Source organism: Novosphingobium sp. AP12 (assembly GCF_000281975.1).
Classification (GTDB): domain Bacteria; phylum Pseudomonadota; class Alphaproteobacteria; order Sphingomonadales; family Sphingomonadaceae; genus Novosphingobium.
Map to the genome: position 1 here is coordinate 1 of NZ_AKKE01000136.1, position 21,990 is coordinate 21,990.

Below are 21,990 nucleotides of genomic sequence, written 5' to 3' on the forward strand. Positions count from 1 at the left end.
CCCGCACCGCTTCGCCGTCCACGCTGTCGGGGATGTAGACGCCCGTGACGTTGGTCATGCGGTACTCATCGTCGCCGAAGACGGTGAGGCCCATGGCGCGCAGGCCCGCCGTCATCGCGGCTCCGGCGGCTGCATGGCGGGCGTAGCGGGCCTCAAGCCCCTCGCCGAGCACGATCCGTGCACATTCGCGCGCGGCATAGAGCATCGAGGTCGCCTCGGTGTGGTGGTTGAGCCGCTTTTCGGACCAGTAGTCCATGATCATGGCGAGGTCGAAGTAGTTGGAGCCGATGCGTGGGCCCTGCCCGTCGACGGTGCCGGCGACGCGGATGCCCTGCTCGACGTGGCGGCGGCGGCCGATATGCTCGGCGGCCTTGTCCGAGATGGTGATCGGCGCCGAGCCCGACGGCCCGCCAAGGCACTTCTGCAGGCCGCCCGTCACCACGTCCACGCCCCAGCGGTCGGCGGCGATTTCCATGCCGCCGATGGTCGCCGTCGCATCGACGTAGGACAGCGCGCCCGCCGCCGCGCACAAGGCGCCGAAGCCTTCGAGAGGCTGCGCCATCGTCGTCGAGGTGTCGCCATGGATGGTGGCGACGACCTTGGGCCGGACGCGGGCGATGGCCGCCTCGATCGCTTCCAGCGGCACGATGTCGCCCCACGGCGCCTCGACCATCTCGATCACCGCGCCGATGCGCTGGAGGATCTCGCTGAGCAGCAGGCCGAAGCGGCCGAAGTTGACCACCAGCACCACGTCGCCCGGCGCCACGAGGCTGACCAGCGCGGCCTCGATCCCGGCGCGCGCGGTGCCGTCGACGAGCATGGTCCACTGGTTCCGCGTGCCGAAGATCGGGCGATAAAGCGCCATGACTTGGTTCATGAACCCTGTCATCTCGGGATCGAACTGGCCGAGCAGGTCGGCGCTCATCGCGCGCAGCACGCGCGGGTGGGCGTTGATCGGGCCTGGGCCCATCAGCAGGCGCTGGGGCGGGTCGATCTCTCCGAAAAGCATCGGGTCGAGTTCAGGCGGCACGGGTATCTCCAAGACGTTCGATGAAGCCGAGCATCACCTGCAGCGCGATTTCGACGTCTGCGGGCTTGACGTGTTCGGCGGGGTTGTGGCTGATGCCGTCCCTGCAGCGGATGAAAAGCATGGCGGTGGGGCAGAGCGCGGCCATGACCATGGCGTCGTGCCCCGCGCCAGAGACGAGCCGGCGCACCGGCTGCCCGGCAGCGACAAGCGCGTCGTCCATCAGGTCCATGAGCGCCGGATCACAGGGGCTCGCGGCAAGGTCGTGGACCAGTACAACGTCAAGTTCCAGCGCGCGGGCCCCGGCGATCTCGCGCAGGCGGTCGAGGATCGCCTCGGCCACGGCATTCCGCCGCGCTCCGGAGCCCGAACGCACGTCGATGGTGAAGTGGACTTCGCCCGGAATCACGTTGGCCGCGCCGGGCAGCGCCTCGATGGTGCCGACCGTGGCGACCACGTCGGAATTGTCGCCCCGCGCCAACTGCTCGACCGCGAGCACCATGGCGGCCGCTCCGGCGAGCGGGTCACGGCGCAGGCGCATCGCGGTGGTGCCGGCGTGGCCGGCCATGCCCTTGACGGTGATGCCGTAGCGCAGCTGCGCGGCGATCCCGGTGACGGTGCCGACCGCGAGGCCGTCCGCCTCCAGCACCGGGCCCTGCTCGATATGCGCCTCGAGATAGGCGAGCGTAGCGGCGGGCTCGCGGCGGGCGGTCAGATAATCAGGAGCGGACGGCAGCGCCTGTGCGAGCGTGATCCCCTCGGCATCCGCCACATCCAGCGCGGCGGCCTCCAGCGTGCCCGCGACGGCGCGGCTCGTCAGCATGGCAGCGGGAAACCGGGAGCCTTCCTCGTCGCCGAAGCCGTAGACCTCGATCGCGAACGTCAGGCGGCGGCCCTGTGCATGGAGCGCGGCCACCGCCTCGATGCCAAGCATCACGCCGAGCGGGCCGTCATAGGGTCCGCCATCGCGCACGGAATCGAGATGGCTGCCGATCACCAGTGCGGGGGCGTCAGGACGCTGGCCCTCATAGCGACCTACGAGATTGGCGGCGGCGTCGCGGTGCACCGCCATGCCCGCCGCTTCCATCCAACCAGCGATCACCTCCTGCGAAGCGGCGTAGGCAGGCGTCAGGTAGGCCCGGAAAAGCCCGCCTTCCATGTCGCTGTAGGGCGCGAAGCGCAGCGCATCGCAGCGAGCGACGGCGCGGGCTCCGCCGGGGGGACGGGCGCTTAGCATGTCACACATCCACGCCAAGCCCGCGTCGCCCTGACACCGACTCGGAACGGATTTCGCTCCATGGGCCGATCGGTTCAGATCGCCTCAGCACCCAGCGTTCCCGCGACAAGGTTGCCCGCATGGAACACCGCCTTGCGTGGAGACAAGCGCGCCACCGCCTCCGCCGAGCAACTGGCCGGCACCAACACCATGTCCGCGGCGTCGCCCGCCTTGGGCCAAGCTTGCCGTCCAGCCGCGTCGAGCGGAGTGGGGCCGCCGGTGGCAATCTTGAGCGACTGGGAGATGCCGTATTCGTCGCTCCAGCCGTAGAGCTGGCAGGCGAGCTTGGCCTTTTCCAGCACGTCGCCGCTGCCGAACACGGACCAGTGATCCTCGACACTGTCGGTGCCGGTGTAGACCTTTACGCCCTGGTCGAGCAGGACCGGGATCGGCATCACTCGCCCGCCGAACGGCAGCGTGGATGCCACCGAAATCTGCTGCGAGGCGAGGCGCACGGCTAGTTCTTCCATCTCGGGCACAGGCAGCGACATCATCGAGAAGGCGTGGCTGATCGTCACCTTGCCGCGCAGCGAGGGTTCGTGTGCCACGGTGTCGGTGATGCGGCCGATCGCTGCGATGCCGCTAGCACCGGGCTCGTGCAGGTGGATGTCCACGCCCTTGTTCATGTCGAGCGCGATCTGCATCATCGCATCGACCGACTTTTCCATGCCGCCGTCGAGCGTGGTGGGATCGATTCCGCCGACATGCGTCGCCCCCGCCGCCATCGCCGCGCGCATAGTCGGGATCAGGTCGGCACTGATGAAGCCGTGCTGCGGGAAGGCAACGATTTCGTGCCCGAAGCCGTCTGCCCGCTGGTCGAGCGCGTGCTTGAGCAGTTCGACGTGCTTGGTCCCGATCACCGGATCGACATTGCACTGGCTGCGGGCGAAGGTCGTGCCGTTGGACTGCAACAGGTCGACGAGCCTGCCGGCACGTTCTTCCAGCGTCGGCAGCATCTGCGGCAACAGCGTCTGCTCCAGCACGATCTGGCCGCGAATGCCGCCGGTGCGCTTGCGCGGGGGAACCCAGGGGCCGCCGTAGAAGGTTTTGTCCAGATGGATGTGCATGTCACGGAAGGAAGGTAGCAGCAGCATCCCCGCGCCATCGCGCACCGTGGTACCGGCCGGCGCGGGCGCGTCGGCAGCGAGGATCGCGGCGATCTTGCCGTCGCGCACCAGCACCGAGGCCTTCGCCGTCTCGGTCCCGACCACGTCGGTGCCTTCGCGCCGGTAGCCGGTTTCCAGCAGCACATTGCGCAGCAGGAAGCTGGCGCCGTGCACAGTGCCGGGCGAGCCCTTCTTCGCGGCGGCGAAGGCAGGCGCGGCGACCCCGGCGGCGCCAGCGACGAGCGCGGCAGCGAGCATTCCACGGCGCGAAAGCTGCATCTCGGTCCTCTCCATGATCTTCGTCCCTTCCCTCAAACGTCAGAACTTGAAACGCGCGCCGATCTTCATCTGCCAGACCGACTGGGTGTTGAAGCTGGTCGCGGCCCGGCCGACGAAGCTGTCGTACTGGTAGAAGTTGCCTTGCGTCGCACAGGCCCCGGCGATCTTGCAATTGCGCGCCACAACGTTGGCCGAGACGTACGGCGACGGGATCTGCTGGAGCACGCCCCAACGCTTGTTGATCAGGTTGCCCAGGTTCTCGACGTCGAGGTAGATTTCCGCCTTCGCGCCTTCGGGGAAGAAGCCGGGGATCTCCTGGCTTATGCGCATGTCGATGGTTGTGATCGCTGGCGCCTTGAAGGCGTTGCGCGGGGCGATCTTGCCCGCATACTTGCGCAATCCGTTGTTCTTGAGGAAGGCGTTGAACGCCTGCAGGTCGAACCCGGCGCCATAGGTCACGATCGGATCGCTGCCCGCCGCAACCTGTCCGCCCACTGCCTGCGGCACATAAAGCAATTGCCGGTTGCGGGTGGCCAGCGCGCCGTTCTCGCCCACCAGCATGTCCGCGGCCATGTTGGCATTGGCACCCACGTCGAAAGTATAGCTGAACACTTGTCCCGAGCGCCTCTGCCCGAACAGGGTCAAACGCGTGCGATTGTCGCCGAAGAAGGCATGCGAATAGCTGACCGACAACTTTGACAGATGGCGGAATTCGTAATTGGACGTGGCCAGCGCCGGATCGTTCGGATCGGACGTCGCCACCCCGCTGTAGTTGGACGCGGCCACGGTGGTGATGCCGGGGTTGACATCCTTCGAACGTATGTAGGTGTGCGAGAACATCGCCTCCAGCCCGTCCAGCGGACCTTCGCGCCAGGTCTTGGCGAGCGCCAGGCCGACCTGGTTGCCGTATCCCTTCTTGGTGTTGGTCACGAGGATGTCGTTGCGGTTCTCACGCCCCGGCAGGAACGTGGGGCGCCCGTCTGGCGCATCCGGCCCCTGGTTGGCGCCGGCGTAGAGTTCGTACCAGGCGACCGCGTTCTGCACTTCGGAGTGAATGAACTCACCTGCCACGCGCCAGCCGTTGCCGAATGCGCCGAGGTCGAATTCCTTCTGCGCACCGATCGACATCTTCCACGTCGACTGCGGCTTGAAGTCCTTGTCGAGCGCGTTGATCAGCCCCTGCCCGCGCGCGGCGCTGGCGGAATTGGCCTGCTGCAGCGCCGGGTTGACGTTGAACCCATCCACGTTGTTGAGACCGGCGAGGCACGCCGCGCTGGTGGCAGCGTTGCGGGTGCAGGTGACGTTACCCAACATCTGGCCGGTGTTGTAGTAGGTGTTGGCCGTCCATACCGTCGGCGAACCGCCGCCGAACAGGCCGACGCCGCCATAGACGGTCAGCGTGGGGTCGGGCTTCCAGTTGAAGCCGAAGCGCGGTTGCAGCAGGTGCTTGCCGTCGAGGTTCTCGGTATTCGAGATGCCATAGCGCGCCATCACCTGGGGGTTTTCGTCGGGGCGATCCGACTGCTCGAAGAAGTCGTAGCGTAGGCCCGCCTTGATCGTCAGTTCGGCCAGCACCGCCCACTCGTCCTGCAGGTAGATCGTGTTGGTGGTGGTATGCAACGTAAAGCCGGCATCCGCCTTCACGTTGTTGGCCGCGTTGGCATAGCTGACCGACGATGCATTGCCCGCGCGCAGGTCGTCGAGCGAGTTGAAGACGTAGGAGCCATTGGCGTTCTGCACGAACAGGTCCCAGATTTTCAGCGCCTCGCGCTCATAGCCGGCGGTGATGCGGTGCGATCCGGCGGTATAGGTTGCCTTGGCGCGGTATTGCTGGAGGTAGGTCGTCAACTCGTTCGCCTGATACGAGGCGTTGGTGCCCGCATAGACGCTGGGTCCCGTGGTGGTGCCGCCCAGATAGACGCGGAACTGCGCGAAATCGTTGCCCGCCAGCGGATAGCCAGGGTTGTCCATCTTCTTGTAGGACGCGCTGATTTCGGTGCTGAAGTTGTCGGTCCAGTCGGAGAAGACCTGGGCCTTGTAGACCTCCAGGTTGTTCTGCCGCTCTACCCATTGCGATAGGAGGCCCAGCGACGTGCTTGATCCCGTCAGCGTGTTGCCATTGGCCGAGATCGAGGAGCCCTTGGTCTGCTGGTAGGAAACGGTGGCGCGGTGGCCGGGCGCAATGTTCCAGTCCAGCTTGCCGAAGAACTTCTCGTCGCGCGCGGGCAGCTTGGTCGCCTCGTAGCCGAGCGGGTCGTAGCCGTAATTGTCCTGGAGGATCTGGCGCACGGCGTTGGCCTGCTCGACGCTGACGCCGGGCACCTGGTTGGCGAAGTCGGAACCGGTCGGGCCTACCAGCGAAGGTTCGGAGCGGTCGAACTTCTCGTAGTTCAGCGTGAAGAACAAGGTGTCCTTGATGATTGGCCCCGTCAGCGTTGCGCCGAAGGTCTTCTCAGAGAACTTGCCTGTAAGGCGGCGGTTCTGGCGCGATCCGTCCTGGAAATCGGTGTAGCCGAACGAGCCCCCCTGCAGCGCGTCGCCGGTATATTCGTAGAAGACCTGGCCGTGGAAGCTGTTGCCGCCCGACTTGGTCGTGGCGTTCAGCGTGCAGCCGCCGAAGGCGCCGTAGTTCACGTCGTACGGCGCGAGCTCGACCCCCAGCGTCTCGACCACGTCGATCGAGATAGGCGAGCGCTGGGTGGGATAGCCGTTTGCCTGCAGGCCGAAGTCGTCGTTCTGGCGCACGCCGTCGATGGTCAGCGAGTTGGTGCGGTTGTTGGCGCCGCCGCAGACAAGCGCGTCGCTGTTGCTGGGATCGACCGCGACGAACGGGTTCATCCGCGCCAGGTCCTTGAGGTCGCGGCTGATCGAAGGCGCGGCCTCGATTTTCTGAGCCGAGAAGTTCGAGCTGGGTCCGGTTTTGAGATCGCCGCCAGCGAACGAGGAGCCGCTCACTACAATCTCGTTCGCCTCGCCCAGCGCGAAGTTCACCTGGAACGCGTCGCCGGTGTTGATCGATGCGACGTCCATCGACTTGGTGCCGAGGTCAGGCGAGGTCGCAGTGATGCGGTAGGGGCCGCCGGGGCGCAGGTTGCGCACGGCATAGACGCCGTCGGCGCTGGTGGTAGCGGTGGTCGTCGTGCCCGAAGGAACGTGGACGATCGTGATCGGCACGCCGCCGAGGGGATTGCCATCCGGGTCGGTCAGGCGTCCGTTGATTGCGCCGGTGATGACTTGCGCGTGGACCGCGCTGGGAACGATGAGCGCAATGCCCATCGCGCCTAGAGAAAGACCGGCAGCCAGCTTCGCAATACGCATGATCGTCACCCCCATGGTTGTCCGAAATATGGACCGGAAGCGGTGCGGCGGACTGTTGCCCTGCCGACACCCGGCGACCCGATCGCTCGTTACGAATCATGTCATAATCTGAATTTCGTCGATCATCCAACACTAAATCGTCGACGATCTAACATATTTTGGAGAACGTTGCGTTTGCGGCGCACTCCGGGCGATTTAGCCGTGGCTGTGGTATCGGAGACGATGTCGTCGCGCCGAAGCGGGACGATGGAAATTAATATCGTTGACGATTTAACCTGAAGGTTTGGCGTTAACTTTCCACATCCAGCGGCGCGCTATTGAGCGCCATGTCCACCGCATGTACTTTCAGGTGTCGTTCGGGACGGATGCAGGATGCGCTCAACCGGCAAAATCGTCGTCTCCGCGAAGGCGGGGATCGCCGGCAAAGCCGCATCTAACTCAAGCCGGACCGCCGGGTGGCGCGCGACTGTCTGGAACGTGTCGTCTAAAGATTACCCGCGGTCCCCGCCAGCGCGGGGACGACGGATGTTGCCTCGTCGTCCCCGGCTCGACCGAAGAGCGGTGGCAACGCTGGCGGCGGGCTGTAGGATCGACGCCGCATCGGCGGTGGCCCGCGGCAAGCCGGCCGCAAACTTAGCCAGCGCTACGACGTCAGCGGCTCAGATGCGGTCGATCGCGGTTTCCCGCGCTTCGCCCTGCAGGGCGAAGCGATCGCGGGTGCGCGTGTAGAAACTGGCGCCGAAGCGGCCGACGGGGAAATAGTCTTGCAGGTTCACCCGCCACGCCTCGGTGTCGATCAGCCCTTCGCGGGCATGCATGTGCAAGATCTGGCCCAGGAAGATATACCGGCTCTCGGTCTCGATCTTCTCCCAAAGCCGGCACTCGAAGGCGACCGGCGCCTCAACGATGCGCGGCGGGACAACGCCGGTGGACGGCACCGCGTGGAAGCCGACAAGGTCGAGCTCGCTGCGGTCAGGCGGCAGCGTCATGCCGCAGTCGTGCATCTGCGCGGCAATTTCCTCGTCCGCCATGTGGGCAACAAATTCCTGCGATTCCAGAATGTTGGCAGCGGTATCCTTGAGCGCGCCGTCTTGCAGCCGGTTGATCGAGATCATTACCAGCGGCGGGTCCTCACCCAGCATCGCGAACATGCTGAAGGGCGCCGCATTGACCACGCCCTGAGCGTTGACTGTGGTTACCAGCGCGATCGGCCGCGGTACGATCAGGCTCGCCATTAGCTTGTAGCGCTGATAAGCGTCGATCGCTTCGAAATCGACGTGGGTGGTCGTGCCAGGGCGGGGCGTCATGCTCATCCCAAATTCAACATCTGCGCGAGGGTTTGCGTCGAGCCGCTGCGGTCTAGGCTGATGTTGTCCTCCAGCGCGCGCAGATGGCGGCCCATCTCGGCCCGTGCCGAGGCGACGTCACCCTTTTCCATGTAATCGACAATGCGCCCATGCTCAGCATGCTCGCACGCGGCATTGCCGATCGGCTGATACAGCGCGACTATCAGTGAGCACCGCGTCATCAGTTCGGTGAGATAGGACGTGAGGATCGGGTTGCCCGCGACCGCCGCGATCCGCAGGTGGAACTCACGCGCGCAGGCCGCCCAGGTAGGCTGATAAGGGTTGTGGGTGACCTCGTGCTCGTGCGCCAACAGATGGCGCAGATCGGCCAGGTCCTGCGCGGTGTGGCACCTTGCCGCGATCTCAACGATGGAAACCTCGAGCGCCCGGCGCGCCTCGAAGATCTGCCTCGTTTCCTCGGGCGTCGGTGCGGCGATGACGGCGCCTTTGTTGGGGCGCAGTTCGACGATTCGGTCGTGCTCTAGGCGCTGCAACACCTTGCGAATTACCGCGCGTGAGACTCCGAACAACTCGCAAAGCGCCGGCTCGGGCAGCTTGGTCCCCGGCGCCAGTCGCTGGTTGAGCACGCTGTCGAAGACCGTCTGGTATATGTTCTGCTCGACGTCGATGCCATGCCCCGCGACCGGCACGCCCAGGTTGGGCGCAGCTTCGGCCTTGCGGACCCGGCGGCGAGGAGAAGTGGCGACTGGGCCTTCGTCCGACATTTCGATGCTCTGCTTCATGATCAAAATCCGCCTTCCCAAGACACCACCATCGCTACCCCCAACGCTTCGCTCTAAAGACCCGGCAAATGCGCCTGACTTCCTTGCATCAAAAAGCACCTGCATGGCAAGGGCAATCATAAACGATCTGAAACGAATATCGTTGACGATTATGAGTTGAATTGTTTGACACTCGTGATAGCCAGTTGGTGAACTTCAATGAAGGCGGACCATGGCGATTCTCGTTCCAAGGCGCACCATCCTGGCGGGCGCGATCGGTGGCGTGGCTGCCGGCCTCACCGGATGTGGTCCGCGCGGCAACAACATCGGCATCGGCCTCATCACCGCGCTGACGGCGCAATCGGCAAAGTCGGGCGAAGCGATCACACGCGGCCTCACGGTTGCGATCGACGAGATTAACGCGAACGGCGGGCTGCTTGGGCACAGGCTGGAACTGATCCGCCGCGACGACGAAAGCAATCCCGGCAAGGGTGTGACCGCGGCGCGCGAACTGTTTTACAAGGAACGCGTGGCGGTGCTGTTCGGCGGGCTGGACACGCCGGTGGCGCGCGCCATCGTGCCGATCGCCTCCGCCGCACGCACTCCTTTCGTGGTACCCTGGGCTGCCGGCACCGCCATCACCCACAACGGCACCGATCCAAATTACGTGTTTCGCGTCTCGGCAGTGGACGAATTGGTCGACAAGGCAATGGTGGCCTTCGCGCAGCGCACGTATGGCGTGCGCCGTCCCGGCCTGATCTTGCTCAACAACCCGTGGGGCCAGTCGAACGAAAAGGGCCTGAAAGCCGCACTCACCGCTGCCGGGCTGGCGCTTGGAGGCTCAGAAAAGTTCGAGCATTCGGACGTCGATGTAACGCCGCAGCTCGGCCGCCTGCGGGCCGCCGGGGCGGACTGCCTGATGATGGTCGCCACCGTGGGCCCCTCTGCCCAGGTGGTGAAGTCGCTGGACCAGATGAATTGGGACGTCCCGGTCGTGTCCCACTGGGGGCCGGCCGGAGGGCGCTTCTCCGAGCTGGCGGGGCCACACGCGAACAGGGTGAAATTCGTGCAGACCTACAGTTTCTTCGGGCCGGACAGTCCTGTGAAGACCCGCGTCCTGGCTGCCCTGGAGACCAGCTATCCAGACATCAAGGGACCGCAGGACGTCACCCCGGCGGTCGGCGTCGCCAATGCCTATGATGCGATGCACCTTGCCGCGCTTGCGATCCGGGCGGCGGGATCGCTCGACGGCAACGCGATCCGGCGCGGCTTTGCCAGGATCGATCGCTACGACGGCCTCATCAAGTCCTATCGCGCGCCTTTCGCTCATGGGCAGGATGCCCTGGGCGAGCAGGACTATATCTGGGCGCAATTCGATCAGGGACGCATCGTCCCCGTTCCGGCGAAGGCGGTCTAAGCGATGGACATCGTTCCCGCGCTCCTGACCGGCCTTGCGCTCGGCTCGGTCTACGGGCTGATCGCGCTGGGTTTCCACATAACCTCGTCGGTATGCGGGGCGCTCAACTTCGCGCAAGGGGCCAGCGCGATGATGGGGGCGGTGCTGCTGTGGATGCTGACCCAAGCGGGCTGGCCAGTGCCGGTCGCGGTGTGCGTCGCCATCGGCGCTTGCGGCCTCTACGGCCTGATCGTGGAGCGTGCAGCCATCCGGCCCTTCCTGGCGCGCAAGTCCGATGCCTGGCTGATGGCAACCGTCGCACTGGGTCTGGTCTGCGACAACGGCATGATGCTCGTGTTCGGCGCTGAGCCGCGCTCGATGGCCTCGCCTCTCGCGCTGTCGTCGATGCGGTTGGGCCGGGCGGACCTTGGCGTATACCCCCTCCACCTGCTCATCCCCGTCGTCATGCTGGTGCTGGCGGCCGGCATCGACCTGTTCCGCCGCAAAACCCTGCACGGGACCGCCATGCTGGCGGTGGCGCAGAACCGGGACGCCGCAAGTATCGTCGGCATCCCGGTTGGGCGCGTGGTCGCCGCCGCCTTTGCGCTGTCGTCCGCGCTGGCCGGTATCGCTGGAATGATGGTCGCGCCGCTTTCGCACGTCGAGACCGGAATGGGCGTCGCGCTTGGCCTCAAGGCCTTCGCTGTCGCGATTCTTGGGGGTCTCGGCAGTGCCTGGGGCATCGTCGCAGCAGCGCTGCTGTTCGGGCTGGTCGAGGCGATCGTCACGCTCGGCATCGGGTCGGGCTACACACAGATCGTCACTTTCCTGCTGGTAATCATTGTCCTTACCCTGCGCCCCGACGGGTTGCTCGGCCGTGCACAGGTGCGCAAGGTATGAACGCCTCCCCATCCATCCACGGCTTTTCGAACCGCACCACTGCGCTTTCGCTGTGGGCGCTGTGCCTGGCCGGCGCGCTCGTCTGCGCCCTGGCGCTCAACGGCTACTACGCCTTTGTCATCGGCCAGATCGCGCTGCTGGCGATCGCCGGCATTGGTCTCAACATTCTGGTCGGGCTCAGCGGCCAGTTCAGCTTCGGCCACGCCGCCTTCTATGCGATCGGTGCCTACGCCGTCGCCATCTGCACGTCGCGCGGGTGGCTGCGCTTCTGGCTCGCCTGGCCGCTCGGGGTGGTGGTCGCGGCGGGCGTGGGGGCGCTGCTGGCCCTACCGGCGCTGCGCGTCAAAGGCCCTTATCTGGCGATGGTGACGATCGCCTTCGGCCTTGTCGTCGAACAGACCCTAGTGGAGGCGGAAAGCCTGACCGGCGGGCAAAGCGGCATATTGCAGATCGCGCCGTTGTCGCTGGCCGGCGCCGCGCTGGGTGACCGGGCCATGGCGATCGTCGCCATCGTCGCCGCCGCGGTCGTCATGGGCGCCTACCATGTCCTGACGGCCAACGGCTGGGGCCAGGCGATGCGCGCCGTGCGCGATTCCGAGACAGCCGCCGCGTCGATCGGCATCAACCCGGTGCGCACGCGCATCGTCGCCTTCATGCTGTCGGCCGGATGCTGCGCGCTGGCAGGAGGCCTTTCCGCGCCGCTCAACAGCTTCGTCACCCCGCAGTCCTTCAACCTGAGCCTGTCGATCCTGCTGGTGCTGATCGTGCTGATCGGAGGAGGCGGGACACGGCCGGGTCCGGTTATCGGCGCCATCGTGATCGGTCTGCTGCCCGAGATACTCTCCTCGTTCGAGGCCTATCGCGTGCTCGCCTATGCGACGCTGGTATTGCTGGTGCTCTGGCTGGCACCGACCGGCATCGCCGGTCTGCTTGCCCCGGCGCGCCGGGATGGTGGCCCGCAAGCACCTGCCCTCCGCTTCGCGACATTGTTGTCGCCGCGCCCGCGCAAGGCGCTTCGAGGCAGCGCCCTGGGCATCCAGTTCGGTGGCGTGCGTGCCATCGACAGTCTGGACATCGACATTCCCGCCGCCACTGTAACCGCGCTGATCGGTCCTAACGGAGCCGGGAAATCGACCGCCATCAACATATTGAGCGGCTTCTACCGCTCGGACAGCGGCCAGCGCATACTTGGCGAGAAGCCGCTGCTGCCGGGCCGGCCCTGGTTGTCCGCACAGGCCGGAATCGCCCGCACCTACCAGACCTCCGCCCTGTTCGACAGAATGAGCGTGGAGGACAACGTCCTGCTCGCGATGCGCAGGGGCAGTCTTGGCCCGCTGCTCGGGCGTGCCCTGACCTATGCAACGTCCGAGCGTGAAGGTGCCCGCGCGCTGCTCGCCGCCTGTGGCTTTGCGGGCGCGCCTTCGACACCCGCCGGTGCCTTGGCGCATGTGGATCGGCGCCTGGTGGAAATCGCGCGCGCGCTGGCCACCGATCCCGAAGTGATCCTGCTGGACGAACCTGCAGCCGGACTGTCGCAGGCGGAAAAGCGCATCCTGGGCGATCTGCTGCGCGACATTGCCCGCGCCGGGATCGGCGTGGGCCTCGTCGAACACGACATGGGCCTCGTCATGGGCACATCGGACAAGATTGTTGTCCTGCAAACGGGCGCGATAATAGCCAGCGGGACCCCGGCCGAAATCCAGGCCGATCCATTCGTGCGCGCCGCCTATCTTGGCGAGCGCCGGATGGACCGGCAGGCACCTGCAATCGAAAAACACGCAGAACCGTGCCTGGCCGCCTATGCTCTCCACGCCGGCTACGGGGCGGTGGACGTGCTGCACGGCGTCGACATCGAAATCCGGCGCGGCGAAGCGGTCGCCTTGCTCGGTGCGAACGGTGCAGGCAAGTCCACTATGATGCGCATCCTGTCCGGCCTGTTGGCGCCGCAGTCGGGCCATCTGCGGTTAGAGGGGACGCAGATCAACGAGAATTCGGTCGGTGCGCGCGTTCGCCAAGGTCTCGTTCTCGTTCCCGAAGGCCGACAAGTGTTCCCCGAACTGTCAGTGCGCGACAATCTCCGCCTCGGCGCCTACACTTGCCCCGGCGGGGCATCGCAGCGCATTGAGCATATCCTCCAGCGCTTCCCGCGCCTGGCCACGATGCTCGACCGAAAGGCCGGCCTGCTGTCGGGTGGCGAGCAGCAAATGCTTGCCGTCGGCCGCGCACTGATGGCGCAACCCCGCGTCCTTCTGCTCGACGAGCCATCGCTTGGTCTGTCCCCCCTAGCTACTTCGGACCTGTTCGAGCAGTTGGTGACGCTGCGTGACGAAGGCATGGCGATGCTGATCGTCGACCAGATGGCGGATCTCGCCCTCGCCTTGTCCAGTCGCGCTTATGTCATGAGCCAAGGGCGCATAGTCACGAAAGGCCCGTCGCCCCAGATAGCGGCCAGTGGCGAACTGGAGGATGCCTATCTAGGCTAGAATTGCCTCTCAATATGATTTTGATCAAGCTGCGGATGCTAGTCAAAAATTGCTGGACTGCCTGAGACAACATCGCAACCGGTAGATTTCAGAATGTCCCTGATAGTGGACATTCCCAGGCCAAAATGGAGTGCCCGATTCCGGTCCTTCGTTCATCGCCTTGAAATGGGACAAACCCGTCATTCCGGTACGATCCGCTAAACGACAGCTATCGCCGATTTCGGCCATTCGGGCGCAGATCTCTCGTCCTAAAGCCTACGCGCAAGCCTGTTAGCAGAAGGAACGGCGGTTTGAAGACTCATGCCATTAGCCGACATTGCGGGGCCGCCGCTTATTTCAAAAAGGATGGTGTTTGAGCTCCTCGCCGGTTGACCAACTTGCGGTTGGATAGCATACGTCAAGGCGACGGCGATGGATTTCCGCCGGGCCACTTGGCCGAACCGCCCTCGCAAGGGTCGATGATTCCTACCAGGCGCCGCAAGGCAGCAAGGAGGAATCGTGCGCGCGAGGTTTCGAAATCTTTACGGCCAGTTCAATGTAGCGGCCTTCGTCCGCGATCGTCATGGCCACGCCGTCTCTGTCCTGCGTTGGGGGCTGATCCTGGTCCCGATGGCCGCAGCCGTGGGAACGCTTTGCGCAGCCTTTCTGTGGAGCCTCGATGCGGTTACGCGGCTTCGCTTCGCCTTTCCGTGGCTGTTGTCTCTGCTGCCGATCGGCGGGTTTATCGTCGGGCTGCTGTACCATTTGACCGGGCGCTCGGTTGAGGGCGGCAACAACCTCATCGTCGAGCAAATTCACGAACCTGGGGGTGGCGTGCCGCTGCGTATGGCACCGCTGATATTCTTCGGCACGGTTGCGACGCATTTGTTCGGCGGATCCGCCGGGCGCGAGGGCACCGCCGTCCAGTTGGGCGGCACCCTTGCCAGTGGATTCGGGCGGATACTGAAGCTCGATGCCGAGACGACGCGAACCCTGCTGATGACTGGCATCGCAGCGGGGTTTGGCGCGGTGTTCGGGACGCCGATTGCGGGCGCGGTCTTTGCACTAGAGGTGCTGGCGATCGGCCGCGTCGAGTATCCCGCGCTGGTACCGTGTCTCGTCGCCGCGCTGGTGGGCGACTGGACCTGTCTTGCCTGGGGCGTTCATCACGGCGTCTATCATGTCGGTGCGCTGGTGCCGGTCGATGCGCTGCTCGTCGCCAAGGCCGCCGTTGCCGGTGTCGCATTCGGGCTCGTCGGGCTGGCCTTTGCGGAGGCCAATCATACGCTGGGCGGATGGCTGAAGCGCATGGTGCCCTATGCTCCGCTGCGTCCGGTTATCGGTGGCCTAGCCGTGATCGCCCTGGTCTGGCTGTTCGGCACCCGCGACTATCTGGGCCTCGGGGCGCTAGCGGCGACACCGGACAGCCTGACCATCGCCAGCTTCTTCGATCCCGAAACGCATCCGTGGAGCTGGGCACTGAAGCTGCTCTTCACCGTCGTTACTTTAAGCGCCGGCTTCAAGGGCGGCGAGGTGACGCCGCTGTTCTTTATTGGCGCTGCGCTCGGCAATGCGCTCGCGCCAATGTTCGGGGTCTCGACGGGTATGTTCGCCGCGATCGGCTTTGTCGCGCTGTTCGCGGGTGCGGCCAATACGCCGCTCGCCTGCACCTTCATGGGGATCGAACTGTTCGGCGCGGCCTATGCGGTACCGATCGCGGTCGCTTGCTTCGTCGCCTACCTCTGTTCTGGTCACAACGGCATCTACCTGTCGCAGCGCGTTGTCGTACCCAAGGTGCCTGCCTCGCACCTCTCACCCCATGCGACCTTGCGCGACGCCCGCACACACCGTGCTTCTGGCCGACGCACGCGCGCCTGATCTCGCTTCCTGTCGAAAGCCCTACCATGCACGATCGTTTCACCGTCCAGCACCGCGAAGTCGGGATGCTCCGCATCTACCTAAAGCCCTCCGACAAGATCGGCCCACGTCGCTTCTGGGATGTCAAGCCGCTCTATCGCGAGCTGATCCGCACCGCGAAGGAGGACGGCATCATCAACGCCGTCGCGCAGCATACCCATTACGGCTTCAGCAACCAGGGCCCGATCCGCGAGAACGGCTCGGAAATCGCCGATCCGCAACTGACGATGTGCGTCGAGCTTGTTGGCGAGCGTGGCCAGCTCGACCTCTTTTGCCGCCGGAATGGCGCTCTGCTTGGCGACAAAGTGATCGTCTACAAGCAACTGGAACACTGTTCCATCATGCCACGAAATGCCAACACATGATCGAATATGCGGCGCTGCTCGCCGGGGCGTTTGCAGCGGCCGCGATCTCGGGCTCGGCCGGCTTTGGCGGCGCCCTCCTCCTGCTGCCGCTTCTGACGCATGTCGTCGGCGTGAATGCAGCGGTGCCGCTGCTGACGATAGCGCAGCTCGTCGGCAACATGTCCCGCGTCGCCTTCGGCTTTCGCGACATACGCTGGAGACCTGTTCTGCTCTTTCTTAGCTCCGCCCTGCCTGCCGCCGCACTCGGGGCCTGGTGGTTCGCAGCCCTCCCCAAGGCGCTGATGGTGCGCGGCATGGGGTTCGCGATCCTGATCTTCGTCGCCCTGAAACTGCGCGGCCTGACGTTCACGCCATCGCCGAGGCTTCTGTTGATTGGCGGCGCCGTGGTCGGGCTGCTCTCGGGTTTGGTGGGTAGCGCCGGATTGCTGGGGGCGGCGATATTCCTGTCACTCAACTTGCCGCCCGTCGCCTATGTCGCAAGCGAGGCGACGACGGCCGTCGCCATGCACCTGGTCAAATGGATCGTGTATGACGCCGCTATCGACCTTGGTTCCGGGTTCTGGCCGCTGGCTGCGGCCATGAGCATCGCGATGATCGCAGGCACATGGGCGGGCAAGCGTGCGATCGAGCGTCTGCCGGTTGTGCAATTCCGCCTGTTGATAGCCGGGTTGCTTGCCATCACAGCGGTGCAAATGATTGTCACCGGCTGACAGACGTCCCGATTGGGAATGCCTAGCGGGCCAGTCGCCCGAGCGATCGCGCCGAGAGCAGACCGGGGCACCCCTTTCCCCCAATCTATTCCGGATTGCTATTTCCCGAATCGGCCTGTCCGAGACGCGAACACGCCGGTGGCAAGCGAGAGGCTCGGCCCAACCTTCTCAGCGAGATCGGTCAAAGTGAGGGGGCCATCCAACTGAAGTTCAGAAAGGACCTTCCTCCCCGTCCGACCGCGACTAAGCCGGCACCGATGTAACCACCAGTGCCGGCACTTAGTGTCAGTACTTCAACGACAGGGTCGCGAAGGCCGATCGGCCCGGCGCCATCGTAACGAAGTGGGTGGTGTAGGTCTTGTCGTAGTACTTCTTGTTCGCGAGGTTCTGCACGTTGACGCGCAGCCCGATGTTGTCGGTCACGTCCACAGCCGCGGTGGCGTCGAAGCGCCAGTAGCCGGGGATCGAGCGGACGATCGTGTTGTTGGCGCCTGCGATAACGACGTTGCCGAAACTGCCGTACTGCTTTGAGTTGTAGATCGCGCCGCCGCCGATCTGGAAACGCTCGGCGATGTCGAACGTGGTCCAGGTCGTGAAGCTGTGCTTGGGCGTGTTCGGGAACGGCTTGCCGAGGGCGAACGCCGTCGTCGGAGTGACGTTGGTGCCGATGCTGACGACTTCGGAGTCCATGTAGGTGTAACCGCCGAAGATGCTCCAGAAGGGAAGAGGCTTACCGTTGAACCCGACCTCGAAGCCCTGGATGCGGCGCTCACCGACATATTCGAGCAGGCCGTTGGCGCCCGTGGTGCGGGCGTTCTTCGTCTCGGTACGGAAGGCGGCGAGGCTCAGCCCGAAAGCGTCGTCCATGAACGCCCACTTGGTGCCGACTTCGTAGGACTTGGTGCTCTCTGCCTTGAGATCGTCGAGCGTGGTCAGCGCGATGGCGTTGCCCTCCGATCCTTCGCCCACGAGGCTGCCCGGAGGCGTGGTCGACTTGGCGAACGACACGTAGATGCTGCCGTTGGTCATCGGCTTGAACACCAGGCCCGCCTGGTAGTTCAGGAAGTTATCCTTCTTTTCCAGGACCGGCGCCGCTGCCGTGGCAGGGATCGTGGTCTGGACCGTCTTGTACCAGTCGTTGCGGATGCCAAGGTTCAGCTTCAGCGAGTCAGTGAAGCTGATCGTGTCCATGGCATAGACTGCGTAGGTCGTCGCTTCGGTCTTGCCGGTGGCGGCGGTGCGGGTGATCGGAACGCCGGTGGTGCCACCTGCTGGGATGTTCTGCCAGTTGTCGTAGGGGTTCGGCGTGAACAGGCTGGTGCAATTGAACGCGGCCTGGTTGGCAGCGCTGCAGCGCCCGGCGCCGGTATTCACCGTGGTGACGTTGGTGTTGACGACGAAGCTGCCGCGCCGCGATTGCTCCCAGCTCGCCTCGACGCCGGTCGAGAACGAGTGCTCGATGCTGCCCGTGTTGAACGTGCCCGAGAGGTCGATCTGACCGACCATCGAATCCACGTCGCTCCAGCGCGAGTTGGCCCGGCGCCAGACGAGGCCGTTCTGTACGTTGCCCTGGCTGTCGTCGGGCTGGGTGATGATGTAGGACTGCTTGACGTTGGCGTACTTGGCGGTGCCGCGCAGCTTGATCGTGTCCGACAGGTCATGCTCGCCGCGGAACAGCAATTCGTCGACATTGGTCTTGCGGAAGTCGCGGTTGGCCAGTCCGTAGAAGTTCGTGCGATCCACCTTCTGGCCCTTTACGACTTCTGCCGGGCCGATGTTGAGCAAGTCGGTGGAGGTGGCCTGCGCGGTCGTCCGCTCGAACGGGATGCCGGCGTCGGGGATGTCGTCGCTCTCGAGGTGGTAGAAGTTCAGGTAGGCGCGGGTCGAGGTGCCAAGGCCCAGCGCGGCCGAGGGTGAGATGCCCCAGCGGTTGTAGGTCACCACGTCACGTTCGGCGACGTCGGCATCGTGCCACATCCCGTTGACGCGGATCGCGGCGGTGTCACCGATCTGGTAGTTCGCATCGACGGTGGCGCGCTTGTAGTCGTCGGTGCCGTAGCTGAAGTCACCGAGCACGTCGTTGCCCAGGTGCGGCAGCTTGCTGACGAGGTTGAGGCTGCCGCCGGCGCTGCCGCGTCCCCCCATGGTGGAATCGCCGCCCTTAACCACCTCGATCTGCTCGATCGCGAAGATTTCGCGCGACTGGCCGCCGACGCTGCGCACGCCGTCGATATAAGTGCTGCCCTGAGCGTCGAAGCCGCGGATGAACGGACGGTCGCCCTGTGGGTTGCCGCCTTCGCCAGCACCGAAGGTGATGCCGGGGACGGTGCGCAGCGCTTCCACGAAAGTCGTTGAACCGCTCTCGCGGATGACCTGCGAAGGCACGACGATGACGGTCTTGGGGGTGTCGAGCAGCGGCGCGGTGTACTTGGGCGAGTCTGCGCGGTCGACCTTGTAAGGCGTTTCCTCGATCGCCGTGTCGGTAACGGTCACCCCGCCCAGACTGCGCGCATTCGCATCACTTTCGGTTTCCTGGGCGGCTGCAGGCGTCGCAGCGAAGCCCACGCAGGCGAGCGCGATATAGGCTGGTGCGACTTTTGAAGGCGAACGACGGTAACGGGAATAGGACACAAAACCCCCTTGGTTGGAAACTGAGATGGTGGAAGAAATTCGGGTGCGGCCCGGTAACTAGCCCGCGAGAGCAGGGGCGGAGCCGCCAACCTTCTTGTAGAGCCCCAGCGCCACGCGCTCGACGTAGCCTCGGCGGCACAGGCGGCTGAGCTTCTGCGTCGAGATGCCGAGCGCGCGGAACTGCGATGCGGTGGCAAATTTCTGAGCCTCGACAAGCGCCAGCACCTTGGCCTCAGGACTGTCGGTAGGCGCAGACGAAGTCTCGGGCGCGGCGTCGGCGGGGCCGCCCAGCAGCGTGATGCGGAAGCAGTCCTCCCGCTCGACGCAGGCGTCGGCAAGGACCGAGCGTGCCGGCAGGCGGCGTTCATCGCCGCGAACCAGTTCCTCGGCGCAGGCCTTCAGCGCATGCTGGAACGGGTTGGCCATGCGCAGGTGCGCCGATTGCGAGGGCCGCTGCAGCATCGACAGCCAGCGCAGAATGGCCAGCTCGTCGTCGCTGACGTAGATCGAACGTTCGCCGAAAACCGTTAGTTGATGCGTGCGGATTTCGGCGGCGAGGCGAACGAACGCACGGTGCGTTCCGTGCGAGGCCCCGCCGCCGTCACCATCGCCGGGGGAACCGTCAGCTGTGCCGACGACACAGCTCTCGCGCAGCATGGCGATCACCTTGCGCTCCTGCGCGGTGAGGACGCTCGACGGACGGCGAGCGCACCGTGCGGTTTTCGAGCCGCCACCCGGTCGAACGACGGTGTGCTTTTGCATTGTCCCTCACTGCCTGCTGCTAGCCAGCTTCTTGATAGTGACTCTTAATAGCGATGCTGTGCATATGCAGGCTGAATGATCCCGTTCATGTTCGGTTGAGTTTTGTCGCGGGGCAGCGGTCGTTCAGATTCGGTTGGGGGGCACAGAGTATGAGCGGGGCGGGGCGATGGCAGTCTGTCGACAACAGGAACGTACCAGACATGAAGCTGCTTCCCCGCTCGATCCGTAGTCGGCTACTGCTGGTCGGCATGCTCCTGACCGCCTTGGCGGTGACCGCTGCTTCGCTGTCGATTAGCTCGGGGCTCGAGCAGTTTGTCCGGCGCAGCCTCAACGACCGCCTGGACACACAGATCGCCCTCCTGCTGCGCAGCGTCCTTCCGGACGGCACCGTCGACGACGCGATGCTGCAGGAGATCGGCCCGTTCACCCAGCATCGACGTGGGTGGGGATGGGTGATCGACACCCCTACGCACAAATACGAGTCCCGCGACGTGGCCCGGCTCGACCGCATTCACTGGGAAGGCCCGCCCGGGCGCGAGGGGCACTTCCGGGGCCCGCCCGAGCGCCTGCGGGCCGGCCGCACGGATGCCGCCTATGTCCGCGTCCTCGAAAAGCGCACCGACGCCGGGCTGGTCCGGATAACCGCTTTTGCGCCAATAGGGGTTCTCGAACGGCTGAGGGAAACTGCGGTGCTGCCTGTCCTGTTCGCGCTGGCCACTCTGGGGCTGGCGCTGCTGGGCGCGACGTTCGTCCAGTTGCACTTCGGGCTTAAGCCGCTGGCGCGCCTGCAGGCGGCCCTGGCGGCGGTTCGCGGCGGCACCCTGGACCGGGTCCCGGCGCAGCAGCCGGCCGAACTCGCGCCGCTGGCCGCCGAACTGAACACGCTTCTGGACGAAAACGAGGCCGCCCTCGCCCGCGCGCGCGGCCACGTCGCCAACTTGGCACACAGCCTCAAGACGCCGCTCGCCACGCTCAGCATCCGCGTGGCCGAGTTGGACTGCGATCCGAACGGTCATCTGGGCGAACTGGTCAACCAGATCGACGGGGCAATCCGCCACCATCTCGGCCGCGCGCGTGCGGCCTCGCCGGGCGCCCCGGGTCATCCGCTCGTGCCGGTGGCGGCGACGGTGGACGAACTCGTATTGGCGCTGGGCCGCATCCATGTTGAGCGGCAGATATCCTTCGTCGCCGATGTGGCGAGCGAACTGGCGGTCAAGTGCGACCGGCAAGACCTGGCGGAGATGCTCGGCAATTTGCTCGACAACGCCTGGAAGTGGGCCGGCCACGAAATCCGCGTGACGGCGGCGGAAGCTGGCAATGCCGTGCGCATCACGATAGACGACGATGGCCCCGGCCTGGCGCTCGAAGCGATCGAACAGGCTCTGGTCCCCGGTCGCCGCCTCGACGAACGCGAAGAAGGCCACGGCTTCGGCCTGCCAATAGCCTTTGAGCTGGCGGAACTGCACGGCGGCTCGCTCGAACTGGGCCGGTCGGCGCTCGGCGGCCTCAGCGTGGTCCTGACGCTCCCCCGCTAAGCCTCAGCCCGGGGCCGCGCTCAGCAGATAGCCGCGGCCTCGGATCGTGCGGATCATCTCCGCCCCGATCTTGCGCCGCAGCCGCCCGACAATGACTTCCAGTGAATTGGAATCGACGTCGGCATCGTATTCGTAGACCCTGTCGAGCAGCTCGCGTCGGTCCACGACCGTCTCTTTGCGCAGCATCAGCGTGGATAGGACTCGCCACTCGAACGCCGTCAGCCGTACCGGCAGGGCG

General features: G+C 65.2%; 16 protein-coding genes, 1 pseudogene and 1 riboswitch. Of the genes and pseudogenes, 7 read left to right on the forward strand and 10 right to left on the reverse strand.

The window, feature by feature from the left end; all coding sequences use genetic code 11:
- The 6 genes from PMI02_RS19555 to PMI02_RS19580 all read right to left on the reverse strand — a co-directional run.
- On the reverse strand, positions 1-970 hold a 970-nt coding region (locus PMI02_RS19555; RefSeq protein WP_202948635.1), incomplete at its 3' end, for an alanine--glyoxylate aminotransferase family protein.
- A gap of 49 nt (positions 971-1,019) precedes the next feature.
- Positions 1,020-2,264: an allantoate amidohydrolase gene (locus PMI02_RS19560; protein ID WP_007686123.1), complete on the reverse strand. Its 1,245-nt coding sequence runs from the start codon at positions 2,262-2,264 to the stop codon at positions 1,020-1,022.
- 74 nt (positions 2,265-2,338) lie between these two features.
- A complete protein-coding gene (locus PMI02_RS19565; protein WP_036504646.1) occupies positions 2,339-3,703 on the reverse strand; it encodes an amidohydrolase in 1,365 nt (454 codons plus the stop codon).
- A gap of 24 nt (positions 3,704-3,727) precedes the next feature.
- On the reverse strand, positions 3,728-7,006 hold the full coding sequence (locus PMI02_RS19570; protein WP_238539117.1) for a TonB-dependent receptor domain-containing protein: 3,279 nt from the start codon (positions 7,004-7,006) through the stop codon (positions 3,728-3,730).
- A gap of 659 nt (positions 7,007-7,665) precedes the next feature.
- Entirely contained in the window at positions 7,666-8,319 is a 654-nt protein-coding gene (locus PMI02_RS19575; protein WP_238539118.1) for a flavin reductase family protein, read from the reverse strand.
- Positions 8,316-9,095 (reverse strand): GntR family transcriptional regulator, encoded by a 780-nt coding sequence (locus PMI02_RS19580; RefSeq protein ID WP_007686131.1) that lies wholly within the window; start codon positions 9,093-9,095, stop codon positions 8,316-8,318. The genes PMI02_RS19575 and PMI02_RS19580 overlap by 4 nt, the downstream gene beginning before the upstream one ends.
- A 211-nt stretch (positions 9,096-9,306) precedes the next feature.
- Here PMI02_RS19580 and PMI02_RS19585 point away from each other — a divergent pair, with 211 nt between their 5' ends.
- From PMI02_RS19585 to PMI02_RS19610, 6 genes are all read left to right on the forward strand, one after another.
- A complete protein-coding gene (locus PMI02_RS19585) occupies positions 9,307-10,491 on the forward strand; it encodes an ABC transporter substrate-binding protein (RefSeq protein WP_007686133.1) in 1,185 nt (394 codons plus the stop codon).
- A gap of 3 nt (positions 10,492-10,494) precedes the next feature.
- Positions 10,495-11,370, forward strand: a complete 876-nt coding sequence (locus PMI02_RS19590) for a branched-chain amino acid ABC transporter permease (protein WP_007686134.1) — start codon at positions 10,495-10,497, stop codon at positions 11,368-11,370.
- A complete protein-coding gene (locus tag PMI02_RS19595; protein ID WP_007686135.1) occupies positions 11,367-13,853 on the forward strand; it encodes an ATP-binding cassette domain-containing protein in 2,487 nt (828 codons plus the stop codon). Before PMI02_RS19590 ends, PMI02_RS19595 begins: the two co-directional genes overlap by 4 nt.
- A 398-nt stretch (positions 13,854-14,251) precedes the next feature.
- A riboswitch (Fluoride riboswitch) is annotated at positions 14,252-14,328 on the forward strand.
- A 23-nt stretch (positions 14,329-14,351) separates the two neighbouring features.
- Positions 14,352-15,710 carry a voltage-gated chloride channel family protein gene (locus PMI02_RS19600; RefSeq protein WP_007686136.1) on the forward strand — a complete coding sequence of 453 codons (1,359 nt, stop codon included), beginning with the start codon at positions 14,352-14,354 and terminating at the stop codon, positions 15,708-15,710.
- A gap of 26 nt (positions 15,711-15,736) precedes the next feature.
- A complete protein-coding gene (locus PMI02_RS19605; RefSeq protein ID WP_007686137.1) occupies positions 15,737-16,114 on the forward strand; it encodes a DUF190 domain-containing protein in 378 nt (125 codons plus the stop codon).
- The gene (locus PMI02_RS19610) at positions 16,111-16,824 is read left to right on the forward strand and encodes a sulfite exporter TauE/SafE family protein (protein ID WP_007686138.1); all 714 of its coding nucleotides are present in this window, start codon (positions 16,111-16,113) and stop codon (positions 16,822-16,824) included. Before PMI02_RS19605 ends, PMI02_RS19610 begins: the two co-directional genes overlap by 4 nt.
- Before the next feature lie 98 nt (positions 16,825-16,922).
- Here the strand turns inward: PMI02_RS19610 and PMI02_RS28430 are convergent.
- The 3 genes and pseudogenes from PMI02_RS28430 to PMI02_RS19620 all read right to left on the reverse strand — a co-directional run.
- Positions 16,923-17,048: pseudogene (locus tag PMI02_RS28430) on the reverse strand (winged helix-turn-helix domain-containing protein); the annotation flags it as partial.
- Positions 17,049-17,109: 61 nt separating this feature from the next.
- Positions 17,110-19,455 carry a TonB-dependent siderophore receptor gene (locus PMI02_RS19615; RefSeq protein WP_007686139.1) on the reverse strand — a complete coding sequence of 782 codons (2,346 nt, stop codon included), beginning with the start codon at positions 19,453-19,455 and terminating at the stop codon, positions 17,110-17,112.
- Positions 19,456-19,512: 57 nt separating this feature from the next.
- The gene (locus PMI02_RS19620) at positions 19,513-20,217 is read right to left on the reverse strand and encodes a type IV toxin-antitoxin system AbiEi family antitoxin domain-containing protein (RefSeq protein WP_081496737.1); all 705 of its coding nucleotides are present in this window, start codon (positions 20,215-20,217) and stop codon (positions 19,513-19,515) included.
- A gap of 200 nt (positions 20,218-20,417) precedes the next feature.
- Here PMI02_RS19620 and PMI02_RS19625 point away from each other — a divergent pair, with 200 nt between their 5' ends.
- Complete coding sequence (locus tag PMI02_RS19625) at positions 20,418-21,752, forward strand: sensor histidine kinase (protein ID WP_007686141.1); 1,335 nt, start codon at positions 20,418-20,420, stop codon at positions 21,750-21,752.
- 3 nt (positions 21,753-21,755) lie between these two features.
- Here PMI02_RS19625 and PMI02_RS19630 read toward each other — a convergent pair.
- On the reverse strand, positions 21,756-21,990 hold a 235-nt coding region (locus PMI02_RS19630), incomplete at its 5' end, for a winged helix-turn-helix domain-containing protein (protein WP_007686143.1).